The following is a 17,739-nucleotide window of genomic DNA, read 5'->3' on the forward strand; positions in this document are numbered from 1 at the left end:
TATTTTGCGGGTGTAGTTCAATGGTAGAACCTCAGCTTCCCAAGCTGATGGCGTGGGTTCGATTCCCATCACCCGCTCCATTGCAATAGAACCGATGTAAAATCGAAGGCTTATGCACCAATGGCTCACATTTTCATAATTGGAGAAGAAGGATAATCTTTATGGAAATTTTCCTCCTCTGCAGCGAGCTCTTGTTCTTTACATTCCAAACATTTTCCACAACCACAACGGATCGTTCGAGAAACAACTAAAGGTGTTGTGCCCCCTACCCCCATACCCAAACCCGTGGCTATGATCCAAGGTAGAGGAGTAAAACAGGAAACTAGAATGCCTCCGATTACACCGAAAGTACAACCGCAACCGACTGCAACTTTCTCTTCTGGGGTGATGCACGATTTACTTAGTGGAACGTTCCATGTTTGATTGATATCATTTTTTTTGGCTTTAACGGCAATCTTAAGTTCTTTAATCGTTTGTTCTTTTTCCTCTCGCTTTTGGCGAACAAGTTCAGCCTGTTGGACTCGTAGGTGCTCTACAAATTGAGTATGTATCTGTGAATAGGTTCCATTATATTCTTTGTTACATATTTTAACGTAGAGCTGCTTTGGATATTTAAAAACCAGTTCTTTGAAGGTTGAATTAGTCCTAGCTAAATGATTTAAAGACTGCACGTCAAGAAAAAACATCACCAGATAGATTACGTCATTCGGAACTTGAGAAAAGTGTCCTTTGTTAGTTGCCTTTTGCGCTTCTCTTTTTTTAAACACAACGCCCCCATATCGATTAAAAACGGAATCGGTTGATATTAGCCAATAATATTTAACATTCAAATAGTTATTTCATTAACTTTCATTTCTTAATATAAAATATATGAACGCTGTTTGTATTTTGAAGGGATCATGAAGTTAATGCGGGGTTAGGTTTGCGGAAGAACCTGGGTATCGCTATGCTGCACCCAGGCGACATAATTCGAAGTAAAAAGTGAATTATTCGATGATTTCCTTTTTCTCACTTCGAGATAACCCCAATTTCTCTTTCAAACGTGCTACTGCATCTGGATCATATTGCCTTGTCGTTTTATTTTTAACGACTACAGCCGTAGTTCTCGGGGGTTGTGTTGGGGTATTTAAGCTGTTATAGGTTGAAGAACGGACTGGATAGGTAGGAAAGTGAGCCTCAGTGGATGAGGACGATTGGGTCGTTACCTGCGATTGAAAAGTCGTACTTTGTGGGGTAGAAGCGGCTTGATGTGTCGTCTTTTCTACTTGCGTTTTTCGAGCGTTTCTTACACTTTTTTCAACACGTTTTCTAATTTTGGTCGCAGCATGTTCCGCCTCTTCTTCACTTACCTCAGCAACTTCGTTACCTTGTAAATCAACACGCATCTCTCGTAGCTTGAGGCATGCCAAATAATCAAGTCGACGCGTAAATATAACCACGGCTTCTCTTAATTTACTTTTGGAAATTCCTGATTTTTCAGCTTCATCGGCATGCAGCAAAATGTCATCCATAATCCCCACTTTTAATGGACGGATTCTTAATGAATTATCGAATGCTGCGGGAAAATGTGCAGCGAGCCACAATAAGGCATCTGTTCGTGCTTTTTTAGAACTATTTTTTTGAGCTTTATTAATAACGGCGGTGCGTGGGTGCAGCTCCTGTTTTCTCATTAGTGGACCCTTGTTAGATATTGAATGTCATATCCTGAAAATGAAATCATTCGCCTTAGGAATGAGCGCACAATGTACAATGTTTGATGATTGTTTGCAAGCACTCTGAAACATGTTCAATACTTATATAAAAACAAGAAATCAAAGTAGAAAAAGAGGCCATGATAGTCCTATAATGAAAACAGGAAGGTCGTAATTTGATATAGATGCGATATGATTTCTGTATCTCGCCGAATTTGTCCCTTTGATTACGACTTATGGAGCACATATGACAGATTTTATAAAAAAATTATTTATATTATTTATTGCCTTATTCTTTCCATGGGTCATATTTCTTATGGATGATAATCCTGGGGGGGCCTTTATCGCCTTAGCATTACAAGCCACTGTCATTGGATGGCCATTTGCAACCGGCTGGGCTTTGCGAACACACTATCCTCCCAAAAAAGAAAAGCAACAATAAGATCATAAGGAGAACTATGTTAACTCGCGTCATTGTCAATGGGGCTAACGGTAAGATGGGCTCAATGGCCTGTGAAACTCTAAATAACCACAACGAATTTGAATTAGTCGCACAACTTGGCAAAGAGGATAATTTGGCGCAAGCCATTAAAGACACCCAAGCCCAGATTGTGGTTGATCTTACGCGCGCAGATTGTGTCTATCAAAATAGTCTTACGATTATTAATCATGGAGCCCATCCAGTTATTGGAACTTCAGGACTTCTACCCCACCAAATTAAAGAATTAACTGCCTTTTGTGAGAGCCGCCGTCTGGGAGGAATCATTGCCCCTAATTTTTCTATAAGTGCAGTTTTGATGATGATTTTTGCGGCCAAAGCAGCTGAATATTTTCCCGAAGTTGAAATTATTGAAGCACATCATCAACAAAAGCTGGATGCTCCCTCCGGGACTGCCTTAAAAACTGCTGAAATGATTGCTGCAGCACGGAAAAATCCTAAAAATAAATTAAATCTCAAAGAATTAATCCCTGGGGCTCGCGGAGGGGTACATGGTGAGGTCAATATCCATTCCTTGCGTCTACCTGGTGTTATTGCTCGTCAACAAGTCATTTTTGGTAGTGTCGGTGAAACCCTAACCATTACGGACGATTGCATTGACCGACGTTCTTTTATGCCGGGGATCATTTTGTCCTGCCAAAAAGTTTTAGGGTTATCTACATTGATTTATGGACTCGAGCATTTACTCTAAGCAAGGGCTTCATCGCTGACTCCCGCAAATAGGTCGCGGAAGATAGTCCCATAGCAAACGAGGATGATTGGGAAAAAATGGCGATATCCCATAAATAATTATTGGGACAATCTGTACTGAGCCTTGGTTTAATAGATGTTGACACTCCCTCCTTTCTTTTTTTAGCTATAATGCATCTAGATGCTAGCAATATTTAATTAGAGATGGCCCCCCAAATAAATATTAAGGTGGAAAGGATGCGTCAACGTAAATATTTTGGTACAGATGGCATACGTGGCCGAGTTGGGCAATCAAATATTAACCCTGAGTTTATTTTAAAATTAGGCTGGGCAGTAGGAAATTTACTTAATCAAAAGCCAGGAAGCAAAGCGGTAGTGGGGAAAGACACCCGAATATCCGGCTACATGTTGGAATCTGCTTTACAAGCAGGTTTATCCGCATCTGGAGTTGATATTGCATTGTTAGGGCCTATGCCTACTCCTGGAATAGCATATTTTACTCAAACCCTTAGAGCGGATATGGGAATCGCAATTAGCGCTTCTCATAACCAATTTGAAGATAATGGAATTAAATTTTTCTCATCTGAAGGTGGAAAATTTCCTGAGAGTATTGAGTTTGCAATAGAGGCTGAATTAGAGAAAAAATTGCAGACCGTACCTTCCGCGCAGTTAGGTAAAGCAATACGGATTCATGATGCGGCGGGGCGTTACATTGAATTTTGTAAATCTACAATTCCTTTCAAGTGCCGTTTTACCAATTTTAAAATAGTCGTGGATTGTGCCAATGGGGCAACCTATAATATCGCCCCTAATGTATTTTCTGAATTAGGCGCAAAGGTAATTCCCATAGGGGTGAAGCCTAATGGTTTTAATATCAATCACAATTGTGGATCCACAGCACCTGAGTTATTACGGAAAAAAGTCCTCGATTCAGGTGCGGATATCGGTATTGGTTTGGATGGTGATGGGGATAGAGTTATTTTAATAGACTCCCATGGCAATCTGGTTAATGGCGATCAGATTATTTACATTATTGCTAAGGACAGATACCAGCGAGGGGTACTACACGGTGGGGTGATAGGTACTTCGATGACTAATTACAGTCTTGAGCACGAACTTAAATCGTTAGGGATCCCTTTTCTCCGATCTCAAGTAGGGGATCGATACGTTCAGGAAATGCTGCGAGCAAAAAATTGGAAACTTGGTGGAGAATCCTCCGGTCATATTATTTGTTTTGATAAAACCACCACAGGAGATGGAATTATAACCGCCTTACAAGTTTTGGCGATTATGACCAGGCAGAATCAATCACTATACGAACTGACGCAAAGCATTCATTTGTTGCCTCAAGCCCTCATTAATTTTAAAACCAAAAATGCCACCTTTCTTCTCTCCCATCCCGACGTAATCCAAGCCGTTAAAAATCTGGAAAAGAGTTTGAAAGGTAAAGGGAGAATTTTACTAAGGCCTTCGGGTACAGAACAATTATTGCGAATTATGGTTGAAGGAAGGGATCAAATTGTAATTAATGGATATGCACAAATGTTACACGATATTATATCTAGTTTCGATAAAACATAATTCAACCCTAAATACCCAGGAATAGCTAGCACCGCTGACAGCTAGGAATGGGAGCGAACCTTCAGATTTAAAACTTGCGCAGGCAAAACAACCGGAATTTTGGCGTGTTTAATTATTTCTAAAATTTGCGCAAACTTTTCAGGGTTAATATGTCCTGGGATTTCATTATTATCAATTTGGTTAAAAACGAGAATAAGCCAGCTGTTAGAGTCAGATGCCACGTCTATTAGACTTTTAATCACTGCAGGGTTTGTTTTATTAGATACGGGATAGGACTTTAAATTATATTTATCATTTAAAGGCAAGGCGTTCAATTGCTCATCTAAAAATCGACTGGAGCTGTAAAATTGTTTTGAAAACTGCATCATTTTAGATGATTTATTATACGAACAAGGTGCCACAAAATTTTCAGCGCGCAATCCTCTTGATTGTAATACCTTTTTAGAGGCCAACAATTCTTTTTCCAAATTATAACTGAAGTAACTGCAATGTCCTGAAACTGAGTAGGAAACTGTTTCCCAACCTTTATTTTGTAATGATTTCAATTGATTCCATGATAAGTAGCTATATCCACATATAGAATCGGTGGGAACAGAGATCGCGGCAACAAATTTATTTGCATCCATAAGCTTTAAAACATCTTGCGAACCTTGAGATGAATAAGCCCCATCAAACCAAATGGTTACCAATCCTCGCGTGGGTTTAGGAATGGAAGGGATGCTTGCAGGGGGGGTGGTGTCAAAGGGTGCGTGTGTACAATTGTATCTTTTCGTTATTGCTACTGTAAATCCAATTAAAATGATTAAAGGAGCGATGACACCCAAAAAAAAATAAACTCTGAAGACCGTAGCCATAATCATCCCATCGTATTCCAGTTGATTCGATTCAATCACTCAATCAACGAGCTCTCGTGACCCTTTGATTGTAAATCAAATTTAATAATTTCACAGTTTTTTAAGGGATTGGAAGTTTCAAATTGTCTAAACTGTTGCATCCATTGGGGTGTTACCTCCCACCCGTGCTCTAATCCAAATTGAAATGCCCTAAAAAAAACACCGTGCCCTATAACAACAATAAATCCTGTGCGTAAAGATAATTTTTCATAAAAACTTTGAACGCGTTCTATAAAATGTGCAAAAGCCTCTACTTGCTCTCCATCACAAAATAAGGGATTTGCTTCTTGCCAATACCATTCGATGCGTTTTTTTCGTTCTGCACTATCCATGTTTTTTAATTTTATGGGCGACAAATAAGCGAACTCCTCTATGGGCCAAATCTCTACTGGGGTCTGCGGCCATAATTTGATAATAGGTTCTGCCGTTCTTAGTACCCGCTGCAAGGGTGAACGAATAATCAAATCCGGGGCTCTTTTGATTTCTTTAGCCACAGTGCAAGCCTGCTGGATACCTAGCGGTGTTAAGTCTGAATTATTTGGTTTATCCGTCCACTGGTGGATGTTAACAAATGTCTCACCATGACGAATTAACCAGAGAGTTAATTTTGACACAATTCCATCCATTCACTAAAAGGTAAAAAATGCTCGGTCCAATAGCGTACCATCATCGTTTCTTTAAAAGGCATAAGATGCTCAGGGAGCTCTTCATTATTTATATCTTTTATGAGTAATTTGGGCATATCGATTCCAGAGGCAGTGGTTAAAGGTAAGGTGCCGGGAAAACGAGGATTTATTTCCAAGAGTTTAAATATATTATCGGCAGAAGCTTTAAATTGAATATTGGCCGCATATTTGATATTCATAACCTTGGCAATTGAAAGAGCCGTTTGTTGCAATTCAGGAAAAAAGACACTGCGCGCTGTAACTGCTATACCCGAATCAATTTTCATCCTCAAACGAGGTACTGCTGCAAGAGGTCGGCCACTGCTATGGATATACACATCCACAGAGTATTCTTCTCCTGGTAACAATTCTTGAATTAAATAGCTGCCATCTCGGGGCAATCGCTCAAAATCGTTAGGATCTGTTATTTTCACGCATCCTCTGGATCCGGCACCAACTCGTGGTTTTGCAAAGCAGGGAAAACTAATTTTTAAAGAAGAGACATCTTCCATTACTAAATGAAAATCCGGTACGGGGGCTGTGTCTTTACATAGGTTGAGTAACAAATATTTATCAAAACAATTTTTTAAAGTAAGGTATGGGCTTAAAGGAATTATTGTGCCTATGTCTTTAAAAGCCTGGTCATGCGCTGCTAAAGGAGCTAATTCACTATCGACCGTGGGAATAAGGAGATCAATCTTATCCTTTTGACATAAATCCAGCATCTTATTTACAAAATCTGGTGCATCTCCCGGTAAAGACAAGCTGCGTTGAGCCGGAGGTACCAGATATAAACCCGCAGCATTGGGATCCATATCGCACATATAAATCGTATGGTCTTTAGCAAGACTTTTCCAAACACTAATTGCGGAAGCCCCTCCTGCACCAGTTAAAAGAATATTCATGTGACCTCCTGTACATTTATTTCTTCTTAAGGGATGACGATTTTTAGCTTATCTGTTGCTGCCGGATAACCTCCATCGCCTCTGCCATGCTGTAGTTTATATAGCGTCCCCAAAATGCAGCAGTTGCACATACGAGCTCGGAGCTAAGATAGGGTTTTGAAACCGATTGCGATTTGTATAAAGCTATTATTTCTAATTTTCGTTCGAGAACACTTTTAATATCAATAAATAGATTGGGCTTAAAATTAACCGTAGATGAAGGAGATGCATAGCAATATATATTTTTAACCTTACGGGCGGCAACAAGTGTTGCATGATGTACGTTGCGGTGATCTTGATGGGAGTCATGCAAAGAATGTGTATAGATATGCGTTGGATTAACTTCTTTAATGACTTTTTCAATATAGTTGATGGTGACACTGGTATTCGAGATTTGCGTGTCCATCAGATTATATAGATATAAATTGGCATTCAATTCGCGGGCAGCCTGTTCTGCTTCAATTTTACGTAATTGGGGATCACCACCTCTCTCACCCAAGGAAAGAGTCAAAATGTGGATAGAATCTTGGTTTAATTGATGGAGCACAAGACTTCCTCCACAACCAATTTCCACATCATCGGGATGGGCACCAATGGCCAAAATTACATTTTGCTTTTCACGTGAAGGTCTTGCTTCGTTCACTAATTTATAGACAGTTTCTACTAATTTATTTTTTTCTAATGGCCTAAATACAAGTGCATCTGCATGGAACTCTAGAGCAGCCAGGATAAAGTCTATTTTTTGATTGGCGGTAATGATTAAAACAGGAGTAAAAGGACTGGATATTTTTACCATCTTGGTTATTTCTAAAACATTACTATTTTCCAAATTGATATCGGTAATAACAAGATTCCAATGCTTTTTTTGCAACAAGTCCTTGGCTTCGATCAAGTCTTTGGCAGTGGTTATTGCCATGTCTTTTTTGAGCCAATTCGTTATTTTGTTAACAACATCTGCAGAACTTCCAATAATTAAAATGTTGTATAATTTCATTGGATCTAATCCGTTATTTCCTATCAGTTAAAAACCATTATTTTTTTATATTGAAAAATATCGTAATTTACCGAGTCACGAGTCCATTCTTCTTATTTACTATGCAGTATTTTATACCCTGATTCAAATATTATAACTCATATAACGCATTTTGATTCTAAATGAGGATAAACTGATGTAATGTATATCCTTTAATTTAAATATATAATAATAATTATGGTGTTAAACTGGCTTTTATTTGTCTAGGTATCCAGATTAGATTATTACAACCATTTCGTTTCACTTTTAAGTATACCTTGCGGGTGTGAAGCTTGATTGAGTGCAGGGAAGTAAAAAGGATTTTATATGTATATTTCGGTTAAATTTAAATTTTTAATTGTTTTACTTATTGCCTTTGCGTGGTTGTCCTTATCTATTTATTTAACAATTCCATGGATAAATGATCTGAGTGAGTACGTTAACTGGGTTGGGGCTTGGATTATTATTTCACTTATTGCCCTCATACCAGGTTTTATGTATGCGTTTTTCCTTGCCTCTTATATTTTCGACAAACGACCCAAAATTCGCCCTGTGCATGAATGGCCTGATATCTCCGTAATTGTACCCGCACATAATGAAGAATCAAATATTGTAAAATCGATCCAATCGGTATTTAACCAAGACTATGCGGGGCGTTTTGAAGTAATTGTTATTGATAATGCATCAACAGATAACACGCTTGCTTTGCTCAAAGAACTGAAAATGGAAAACTTAACTGTGCTGGAGGAATTGACCAAGGGAAAATCTCATGCACTGAACACAGGGATCGCAAAAGCGAAATATGACCATGTGCTCACATTAGACGCTGATACGTGTTTAATGAAAAATGCGTTAACTGAAATTGTGAAAAAATTTTTGAATTGCGCGCACCTGCCTACCCCTACGGCTGCCGTTGCAGGGAGTATCTATATTCAAAACTCCAGAGCGACTATGATTACCCGCATGCAGGAATGGGAGTACTTCCATGGTATCGCTGGGGTCAAGCGAATGCAAAGTTTGTTTCAAGGCACGCTGGTGGCACAAGGCAATTTTTCATTATATAAAAAGTCTTGCATTACCGAGGTGGGTCTTTGGCAACATACAGTTGGAGAAGATATCGTTTTAACTTGGGGATTATTATTGAAGGGATATCGTATAGATTTTGCCGAAGATGCGATAGCTTTTGCAAATGTGCCTGAAACTTATAAAAAATTTTTCCTGCAACGAAGCCGATGGGCTAGAGGGTTGATCGAGGCGTTTATTGCATACCCAACCATACTACTCCAACCCAGACTGATTACTTTCATTGTATACTGGAATTTACTTTTCCCTGCCATGGATGCGGCTTTTTTCTTTATTTTTATTCCAGCAGTTATTGCTGCCCTCTTCTTTGGCTTTTATTTAATGGCAGGTCCAATGACTCTGACTGTCATCCCTCTAGCAATTCTCTTGAATACCATCTTATACAAAGGACAAAAAAAAGTGTTTCAACGCCATAACCTCCATGTAAGGAGAAATAGACTGGGTTTCATATGCTATTTATTGTTTTATAACTTTATTATGAGCCCTGCTTGCATTCATGGTTATATGTCCGAGATTTTTAGTCTTCAGAAAAAGTGGGGAACAAAATAATGGGGTATTGCCGATTGATCGGAGCGTTAAGCGTGGTAATTCCGATGACTCTATTTGCGACTATTGCCAACACTTCAGCACCGCCAAAAACCAGCACCTTGCCTGAATCACAAAACAATAGTGATAATAAACAAAGCCTTAATATTACTAAAAATCCTGTTGAATCTAAAAAAAACCCGCAGGATCTGGAAGTAGCTAAGCCATTAGTAAATAAAGTCAATTATGAAGTTTTTTTATTAACTGCCCAGAGCTATGAACTTTTAAATAATTCTTCTGAAGCTTTAGTATTCTATAACAGAGCATTAAACTATGCGCAGACCAACGATGAAATTGAAACCATACGCTCAAAAATAGAAAAAGTTAAACAATTGCCCGTTAATGGTACTTTGAATGAAGAGCCTATTATTCAGTCTGCAAGAATTAATATCGCCAAAAAATACATTGATGAAAACAAAGGACAAGAAGCATTAAATGCTATAAAGCCACTATTAACCCAATCTCCTAATTTTGAGGTGTTCATTATAACAGCCCAGGCTTATGCAGAGATGGATAATCCTTCGGTTGCCATGGAATATTTCAATAAGGCGCTCCTTTTGGCCCGTTCAGATGTCGAAATCCAAATTGCCAAATCAGGCATTGATAAAATGAGCAAATGGTTGTCTGAATATAACAAGGCATTAATTGTAGAACAGAGTGATGTAGACGTTACCTTAGTTAAGAAATACATCAATGAAAACAACGGGATCAAAGCGTTGGAGGAGCTGAGGCCTTTACTTTCAAAGCCCCAAGTCCCCTTTGAAGTTTTAATTTTAGCAGCCCAGGCCCATGCCGAGTTAAATGAGCCTGCCCTTGCATTGTTTTACTATGAAAAAGCAGAGTTATTGGCTGACTCAGAAATTAAGCGCCAAATTACAAACTCCGGGATCCAAAAAATGAAAACTTGGCTTGCTCAAGCTAAAGTAAGTAAGAGCGCTACACCAAAACAGGATCCCAAACTGGATTTGGCAATCAAATATATCGACACGAATCAAGGTAAAAAAGCCCTTGAAATCCTTAAACCGCTGCTCAAATCCCAACAAAATTTTAAAATTTTCCGTTTGGCAGCACAAAGCTATGCTGAAATAAATGAACCTTCCCTTTCCTTGAGTTATTATAAAAAAGCCCTTAGTTCTGCCAAAACAGCCGATGAACAGAAAATTGCTTCCGAAGGCATTAAGAAAATGAACAATTGGTTGGCAAAAGAACGCAAGACAGCCAAACCTGCGCTCTCTCCCCTACAAATTAAATTAAACCTAGTAAGAGAATATATTTCGAAGGATCAAGGAGACAAGGCTTTAGAACTCTTGCAGCCCTTACTTTTGGATAAACCCAATTATCAAGTATTTATGCTTACCGCACTAAGTTATGCGCAAACTAATAAACCGCGACTGGCGTTAAATTATTATAGGAATGCACTGCCACTTGCCACAACTCCTAAAGACAGAGTGGCAACTCTATTGGGAATTGGAAAGATGCATTTCTGGATGGGGCAATACTTTCGTGCTGAACGAGCTTATGCAGAGATATTTAAATACCCTACCAACTCCAGGGAGTTCGATTTAGCCTTGGCCGGGAAAGTAAAAAGTCTTGCCTATGCAGATAGGCCTATCCGTGCATTTAAAAGTATCCCACCTGATTTGATTTATGAAACCCCTGAACTGGTGGTAGCGGCTATACAATCTTCCCTCTGGTCAGATTGGGCGGATATTTCAAAACAAATTTCGCTCGATTATGAACCTATCATAGCAAAAATCCCGCCTGAATCTGCTTTAGGAAAGGACATTAGCGATGCGTTTTGGCAAATTAATCAAGCAACATGGCCCAATGCTATCACTCCAGGTTATTTTTATTCTATTGATAGTGACGATTATCAAATTTCGCGCGGGTCTTTCAATTATAGCCACTATTGGTCTCAAATTTTTCAAAGTGAGGCCGGGTTCATTGATACTGTTTATACTCAACCCCTCTCCAAACAACCTGCATCGATTCAGTCTTTATCCAAGTTAGTATCCAAGACCGTATACTTTGGAGAAACCATAAGACCTACGCGTCAGCTAATCCTAAGTGGAAGAATTGCACCTTCAGATTATGAATTATGGCGCCCCTTTTTATGGTCTTCTCAATTAACTTATCGACCTAGCGATTATGTGAGTTTTCTTGTCCAGGGGTTTCATGAAGCGGTTGAGGCTTTACCCGCATTATCGCAACATATTACTGCAACTCAAGTTCATGGCAACATCAATTTAGCACCTCTTCCTTATGTTAAAGTACGTGGTGTACTAAATAATATACGTTTTAGTGACACCAATAATCGAGATGGATATTTCGTGTCCGTAACGACGCTTCTTTCAACTGAACTGGGATTAAGTTTTATTCTTCAAGAAAAAGCCTTTAGGAGTAAGTTTGTTTCTCCATATTATTTCAGTCCCAATAAGTATGTTTTGGATACAGCTATTTTGAGATTCGGCAGAAGGTATGCAACCCGTTGGCATTACTATATAGACGGAGGATTGGGAAGGCAGTTTGTAGGTGTCGATAATGTAGATTCTCGCCCCTCAAGAACCTGGCAGTGGGGCTTAGGATTAAATGGTCCGATAACTGATAGGGTAATTTTAAATTTATATTATTTGATGACAACCCAAGCGGCCAATTTTACCAATTCATCCGTGTACAAATATCAGGCAGGGGCGGTGGAGCTGAAATTTTTGATTTAAAGTGCTAAAAAGCGCTCCCATCGCTTACAAACTTTCGAAGCTTTAATAACAATAGATTGTTAGAAGATCTTACCCCTGTATCTTATACATTATCAAAACAGGGGCGCTGCATGGAAAGTGTTTTTATAGAAATAACTAATGAAAGACGTTTGGTTCACTCAAATGAGACTCTTTGGACTTGTTAAACAGAAGGGACCATTCCTCTACAGTCTTTTCAACCATTCCCGTAAAATCTACATCGTCATGTGATTTAAAAAATTCACGTGCACGTCCATAAACTGAATTGGTTGCCTCAGTTCGGCTTTCATCTGATTCGGGTCGCTCCAAGATTATTTGGAATATCTTTTCCAAACGAACTATATTATCTTTTCCAGAAGAAGGACTCAGCATTAAGTCATAAATTTGTTTGATTCCATCAGGAATTGTTACGGGTTCAGAAAAATATTTCATTGGTGCCGTCTCAGAAAAGAATTTTACCGTCCAACGCCCGCTCGTATCTTCTGATGGAGTAAATAGTCTTTTTTCATTGATTAATAAATGGAGCGCATCATAAAGCCGATTACAGTTAGCTTTACCTAATTGGCGCGCAACCAAACGGCAAAGCAATGTTTTTTTGGGAAGCAAATATTCTTTTACTTTTTTGGAGCCTCCAATAAAAATATTTTTTACCTCATTATCTGTTGCAGCCCGATCATCTTCTTTAAGCGCTTTCTCGTTATCCAGCCGTTTTTTAATTTCTGAAGCAATATCTTCAGGTAAGTACCATTCAGGAGTTTTGATACCTTCAGAACCTGGCGCATTCTGCCCAGCATGTTCATGATGATGACGACTCATATACAGATCGGCTACTAAGGAAACAAAACGAATGCGATTTTTTTTATCCGATTGTTCATCAAATTCAGGCCAGCATCCATAAAGTTCTTTATAAAGAATCATCGCATCAGTGTGAATAAGCTCTATAGCTTTTCTATCCTTGCCACTGACACATGAGCCGTATGGGTGCCCTCCAAGAGCCATAATAATTAACTGCTCCAGAGAACTCAAAAATAACTCCCTTCCCGCATAATCAAAAATAGTTGCGGTTCCTGGAGCGGATTCTAAAACGCTTTTATATTGTTTCAGAAGTATCTTAAGGCCTGGACATGAAGGTTCTAATTTCTCGGCAACAGCCAATAAATTCAAACTGTCTTTATCTGTGGACTGAGTATAATAGAGCCTTTTTGCTAAATTATAGGGATGATTATTCTGCAGAATAGTTTGCTTCTCAGCACGTCGTTCTACTGCTGCACGTGCTAATTTGTACAGCTCTAGATCTGGAGGTAAGGCGGGTAAATAATCTTTAATCCAAGTTGCATAATCAGTTGCGTGAATTGGACTAATTAGGGTTTGCAATATTGCAAGTTGATCCGGTTGCGCATACTCCATCACTTTATCCAGATTCGAATCGATATGACGTTGCTGGACCGCTGCCGGCCAGTTTAATCCATCTCGAGTGGCAATATGGCTTGAACGGTATCGCTTTTTTGAGAGTTCACGAAATGTTCCATCCTGACTCACTGCGAATAAACTGTGAACTGCATAGTTTGCCGGCAAAGGCAGCGTTCGATGACGACTGGATAAAAAAGAAACTGCATCTTCGACTCGTTCACAACCTTTTAGTACATGCTCCAGAAAATACTGTTGATGTTCGGACAATACCCAGTACCACTGTGGAAGACTCGAAATGGACCCTACTGTAGCAGAGCATTCTCTCTTAAAACTTTCTGAGACAATTAACTTCTTAAACTTGTTTAAATGAAAATCCAAAGTTGAGGGATCAGGAGCTAACACTCGGATCATTTCTTGCAAATGCGGACTCAAATCATTAAACCAGGCTGGAAGTGGCGGAGAGCCTGAGGCAATTTGTTTTAGATCTGCATTTAAACTAATCGCTCTTTTTTTAATTAAGTCCCATTCGATTAAAAAACTAGTAAAGTCTTGGGTGACTTCAAGATGGCTTTTTATACTGGAATTCAGATTACAAAAATAGGCATGTTGATACTCTTCAAGCTTATAAACCCAGGAAGGGGTTTTTGGATATTTACACGCTTTTATTTGTTTTAATTCTTTTCTAAATTGCTTGTAGTGAGGAGGAAGAGATTCGTCAAGTTGCAGAATATAATCGCCGTCTTTCGACTTCATAGGCGTTAATGTTGCCAGATCGTAGCGACCTTCACGCATCAATTCATATTGTTCTGCTTCATTGAGTAACTCAATTGCTTCTTTAATGGAAACATCCCATCCCAAAGTAATTAGCTCAACTAATTTTGCAGTGTATTTTTCTAATTCCCTATGTAACTCATCCATTGATCCTTTTGCAAACAACGCTTCTTCTTCGCATTCGCTTACATAATCTTCTAAAGTGCTTTTGAGCAAAAAACTGCTTTGTGGGGCTAATGGGTAAGCATCACTAAGAAAGGTGAATGCTTTATGAAGACTGTTAACCCGACGCACAAAACTACGGTGATTGTCTGGCTTCTTGTGGTAAGTTTCTAGAATATAGCCCGGAAAGCGGTTTTCTAAGGCTCGTAGTAATTCAGATGATAATTCGGTACCATGAGGTACACGCAAAATAATTCCTTTTCCCATCGATTAATTTCCTTAACGACTTACCCCAGTTTAAAGAACTCCCTTACGTTAATTCAAAAAGAGGTTATATTAGTCCTAATCTCTTCATTATTATTGTATAAATAATTCCCCGAAACAATTACAATAATCACTTAATTTGATAAAAATAATAAAAAGGAGTTTGTTAATGAGCTACATTGTACAACATTATATTGGTGGACAATTAATCAAGGAAACGAACACGACGAGCCATCCTGTCTATAACCCAGCGTTAGGCGAAGTGATCGGTCAAGTGCATTTTGCATCTAAATCACTCTGCGATAAAACGATCGCTACCGCCAAAGAAGCTGGCACACAGTGGGCACAAACTCCTGCAATAAAAAGAGCACGAATTCTTTTTAAATTCCGCGATTTACTAGAAAAAAACCAATTGGATCTAGCACGCATCGTCACTCGGGAACATGGCAAGACTTTAGATGATGCAAAAGGTTCTGTAGCACGTGCTATCGAAGTAGTAGAACTACATTGCGGTCTCGTCAATCAACTCCAGGGAGATTTCTCTGCGGATGTAACCAATGGAATTGACTGCCATACATTACGTCAACCCATAGGTGTTTGTGCGGGTGTCTCACCTTTTAATTTCCCTGTTATGGTTCCGGTCTGGATGATGATCCCAGCGATTGCTTGCGGTAATACATTCATTTTAAAACCTTCCGAACAGGACCCGTCCGCCCCCGTCCGTCTCTTGGAATTATTAAGTGATGCCGGATTGCCTGCTGGAGTTGCCAATTGCTTGCATGGCGATAAAACAACCGTAGATTATTTACTGGCTCATCCGGATATCTCCGCCTTCACTGCAGTAGCCTCTACACCGGTTGCGCAGCATATTTATACTACCGCAGCAGCTCATGGAAAACGCGCCCATACCTTTGGTGGGGCTAAGAACCATTGCATTGTGATGCCTGATGCGGATCTCGAGCAAGCTGCCTCGGCAATTGTGGGTGCGGCGTACGGCTCAGCAGGTGAACGATGCATGGCCATATCGGTCGTGGTGACTGTAGGTGAACACACCGCCGATGCGTTAATTGAAAAAATGGCGCCCCAAATTAAAGCCACTCGGATCAATGCCGGGGATGTACCAAACACCGATATGGGGCCATTGATTAGTGGGCCACATCGAGAGCGAGTACTCGCAGCCGTCGATAAAGGAATTAGTGAAGGGGCAAAATTAATTATTGATGGTAGATCCTTTAAGCATTCTGAACATCCCCAAGGTTTCTTCATGGGACCCTGCCTGTTTGATCATGTCCATGAAAACATGTCCATCTATCAAAATGAAATTTTTGGACCAGTTCTGGTGATTGTTCGTACCGATAATTTTGAAGAAGCGCTCGCTTTGGTGAACAGAAATCAATACGGCAATGGGACAGCAATTTTCACACGCGATGGATTTACAGCCCGCGAATACAGCCAACGGGTCCAAGTTGGAATGGTGGGAATTAATATACCTATCCCTGTTCCTATTGCCAATCATCCTTTTGGCGGTTGGAAGCATTCTTCTTTCGGAGACACCAATATGCATGGGCAAGAAAGCGTCAATTTTTATACGCGACGCAAAACAGTTACCAGCAAATGGCCGGTTAGTGAAATCAAAGAAAGTGCTTTTATCATGCCCACGCATGATTAAAAAGAGTAATTAATTTAGATTGGGTAAAGGCGACGCCATAGTTCCACCTATCCTAAAATAAGCTGTCCTCCCACGAAGGCGGCATCCATGTCTATTTTAGGATTAGATTCCCGCCTTGGGGTGACATAAGTCTAAAAGGCGGGACGCCATAATCTCAGGCTAAATTTTTACATTATGGAGAAACTCAATGGCAAAAATAGGATTTGTAGGACTAGGGCATATGGGATTGCCTATGGCGATTAATCTGGTTAAAGCAGGTCATCAGGTCACCGGCTATGATTTACAACAAACAGCCCTGCAACATTTTTCCCAATCCGGTGGTCTTATCGCACCCAATGTCCAGGAAGCTGCTCAAGAAAAAGATGTATTGATTACGATGTTGCAAAATGGACAACAAGTATTGAATGTTTGTCATAGCAATAATGGATTATTTCAGCATGCAAAAAAAGGAGCTTTATTTATCGATTGCTCCACCATTGATGTCAATAGCTCGCGTGAACTGCATCATTTAGCCAAACAACACCAGCTCCAAGTGGTTGATGCGCCCGTATCCGGCGGCGTTGCCGGAGCAGGAGCCGCTACTTTAACGTTTATGGTTGGTGGTGAAGAGCAAGCGTTTCATGCGGCTCAACCTATTCTAGCCTCTATGGGACAAAAAATAATTCATACTGGCAGTGCAGGAAGCGGTCAAGCTGCCAAAATATGTAATAACATGATCCTAGGGATCTCCATGATTGCTATTTCTGAGGCATTTATTCTTGCAGAACAATTACAATTGTCTCCTCAAAAACTTTTTGAAGTAGTAACCAATGCATCAGGACAATGTTGGGCAATGAGCAAATATGCACCTGTTCCTGGAGTGTTAGAAAATGTCCCTGCTAACAACGAGTACAAACCAGGATTTGCTGCAGCAATGATGCTAAAGGATTTGTTGCTCAGCCAAGATTCAGCTCAGTCAGTGAATGTAAACACTCCTTTGGGGGCTAAAGCAACTACCCTTTATCAACATTTTATAGATCAGGGCATGGGCGATTCTGATTTCTCAGCCATTATAAAACTCATTTCCCAAGGCACAGAGGTATAAC

14 protein-coding genes and 1 tRNA gene are annotated in these 17,739 nt (G+C 39.7%); 8 read left to right on the top strand and 7 right to left on the bottom strand.

Features of this window, described 5'->3' with window-relative positions:
* Positions 1-6 precede the first annotated feature (6 nt).
* Positions 7-80: transfer RNA gene (locus ACWTE2_RS23800), tRNA-Gly, on the top strand.
* A gap of 45 nt (positions 81-125) precedes the next feature.
* On the opposite strand, the gene ACWTE2_RS23805 is transcribed toward ACWTE2_RS23800, so the two are convergent.
* Both ACWTE2_RS23805 and ACWTE2_RS23810 read right to left on the bottom strand, forming a co-directional pair.
* On the bottom strand, positions 126-767 hold the full coding sequence (locus ACWTE2_RS23805; RefSeq protein WP_454784696.1) for a hypothetical protein: 642 nt from the start codon (positions 765-767) through the stop codon (positions 126-128).
* Positions 768-986: 219 nt separating this feature from the next.
* Entirely contained in the window at positions 987-1,670 is a 684-nt protein-coding gene (locus ACWTE2_RS23810; protein ID WP_454784697.1) for a ProQ/FinO family protein, read from the bottom strand.
* A 268-nt stretch (positions 1,671-1,938) separates the two neighbouring features.
* On the opposite strand from ACWTE2_RS23810, the gene ACWTE2_RS23815 reads away from it, so the two are divergent.
* The 3 genes from ACWTE2_RS23815 (at position 1,939) to glmM (ending at position 4,461) form a co-directional block, all read left to right on the top strand.
* Positions 1,939-2,133: a hypothetical protein gene (locus ACWTE2_RS23815; protein WP_182391965.1), complete on the top strand. Its 195-nt coding sequence runs from the start codon at positions 1,939-1,941 to the stop codon at positions 2,131-2,133.
* 16 nt (positions 2,134-2,149) lie between these two features.
* Positions 2,150-2,881, top strand: a complete 732-nt coding sequence (gene dapB, locus ACWTE2_RS23820) for a 4-hydroxy-tetrahydrodipicolinate reductase (protein ID WP_454784698.1) — start codon at positions 2,150-2,152, stop codon at positions 2,879-2,881.
* Between the two features lie 236 nt (positions 2,882-3,117).
* Complete coding sequence (glmM, locus tag ACWTE2_RS23825; RefSeq protein WP_454784699.1) at positions 3,118-4,461, top strand: phosphoglucosamine mutase; 1,344 nt, start codon at positions 3,118-3,120, stop codon at positions 4,459-4,461.
* Between the two features lie 41 nt (positions 4,462-4,502).
* Here the strand turns inward: glmM and ACWTE2_RS23830 are convergent, their stop codons facing one another.
* From ACWTE2_RS23830 to ACWTE2_RS23845, 4 genes are read right to left on the bottom strand one after another with little or no spacing between them, the layout of a single operon-like run.
* Positions 4,503-5,354, bottom strand: coding sequence for a polysaccharide deacetylase family protein (locus ACWTE2_RS23830; protein WP_454784700.1), 852 nt, complete (start codon positions 5,352-5,354; stop codon positions 4,503-4,505).
* Complete coding sequence (locus ACWTE2_RS23835; RefSeq protein WP_454784701.1) at positions 5,351-5,968, bottom strand: histidine phosphatase family protein; 618 nt, start codon at positions 5,966-5,968, stop codon at positions 5,351-5,353. Before ACWTE2_RS23835 ends, ACWTE2_RS23830 begins: the two co-directional genes overlap by 4 nt.
* On the bottom strand, positions 5,956-6,924 hold the full coding sequence (locus ACWTE2_RS23840; protein ID WP_454784702.1) for an ATP-grasp domain-containing protein: 969 nt from the start codon (positions 6,922-6,924) through the stop codon (positions 5,956-5,958). The genes ACWTE2_RS23835 and ACWTE2_RS23840 overlap by 13 nt, the downstream gene beginning before the upstream one ends.
* Positions 6,925-6,967: 43 nt before the next feature.
* Complete coding sequence (locus ACWTE2_RS23845) at positions 6,968-7,957, bottom strand: PIG-L deacetylase family protein (RefSeq protein WP_454784703.1); 990 nt, start codon at positions 7,955-7,957, stop codon at positions 6,968-6,970.
* 345 nt (positions 7,958-8,302) lie between these two features.
* Here ACWTE2_RS23845 and ACWTE2_RS23850 point away from each other — a divergent pair, with 345 nt between their 5' ends.
* On the top strand, positions 8,303-9,607 hold the full coding sequence (locus ACWTE2_RS23850; RefSeq protein ID WP_454784704.1) for a glycosyltransferase family 2 protein: 1,305 nt from the start codon (positions 8,303-8,305) through the stop codon (positions 9,605-9,607).
* A gap of 14 nt (positions 9,608-9,621) precedes the next feature.
* Positions 9,622-12,360, top strand: coding sequence for a tetratricopeptide repeat protein (locus ACWTE2_RS23855; protein ID WP_454784705.1), 2,739 nt, complete (start codon positions 9,622-9,624; stop codon positions 12,358-12,360).
* A 135-nt stretch (positions 12,361-12,495) separates the two neighbouring features.
* Here ACWTE2_RS23855 and ACWTE2_RS23860 read toward each other — a convergent pair whose 3' ends face one another.
* Positions 12,496-14,988 (bottom strand): oxidoreductase, encoded by a 2,493-nt coding sequence (locus ACWTE2_RS23860; protein WP_454784706.1) that lies wholly within the window; start codon positions 14,986-14,988, stop codon positions 12,496-12,498.
* A 166-nt stretch (positions 14,989-15,154) separates the two neighbouring features.
* Between ACWTE2_RS23860 and ACWTE2_RS23865 the strand changes: the two genes are divergently transcribed.
* Positions 15,155-16,654 (top strand): CoA-acylating methylmalonate-semialdehyde dehydrogenase, encoded by a 1,500-nt coding sequence (locus tag ACWTE2_RS23865; RefSeq protein WP_454784707.1) that lies wholly within the window; start codon positions 15,155-15,157, stop codon positions 16,652-16,654.
* Between the two features lie 187 nt (positions 16,655-16,841).
* Positions 16,842-17,738, top strand: a complete 897-nt coding sequence (gene mmsB, locus ACWTE2_RS23870; protein WP_182391976.1) for a 3-hydroxyisobutyrate dehydrogenase — start codon at positions 16,842-16,844, stop codon at positions 17,736-17,738.
* Position 17,739: the final 1 nt, after the last annotated feature.

It is taken from the genome of Legionella nigrisilvae (assembly GCF_977063395.2).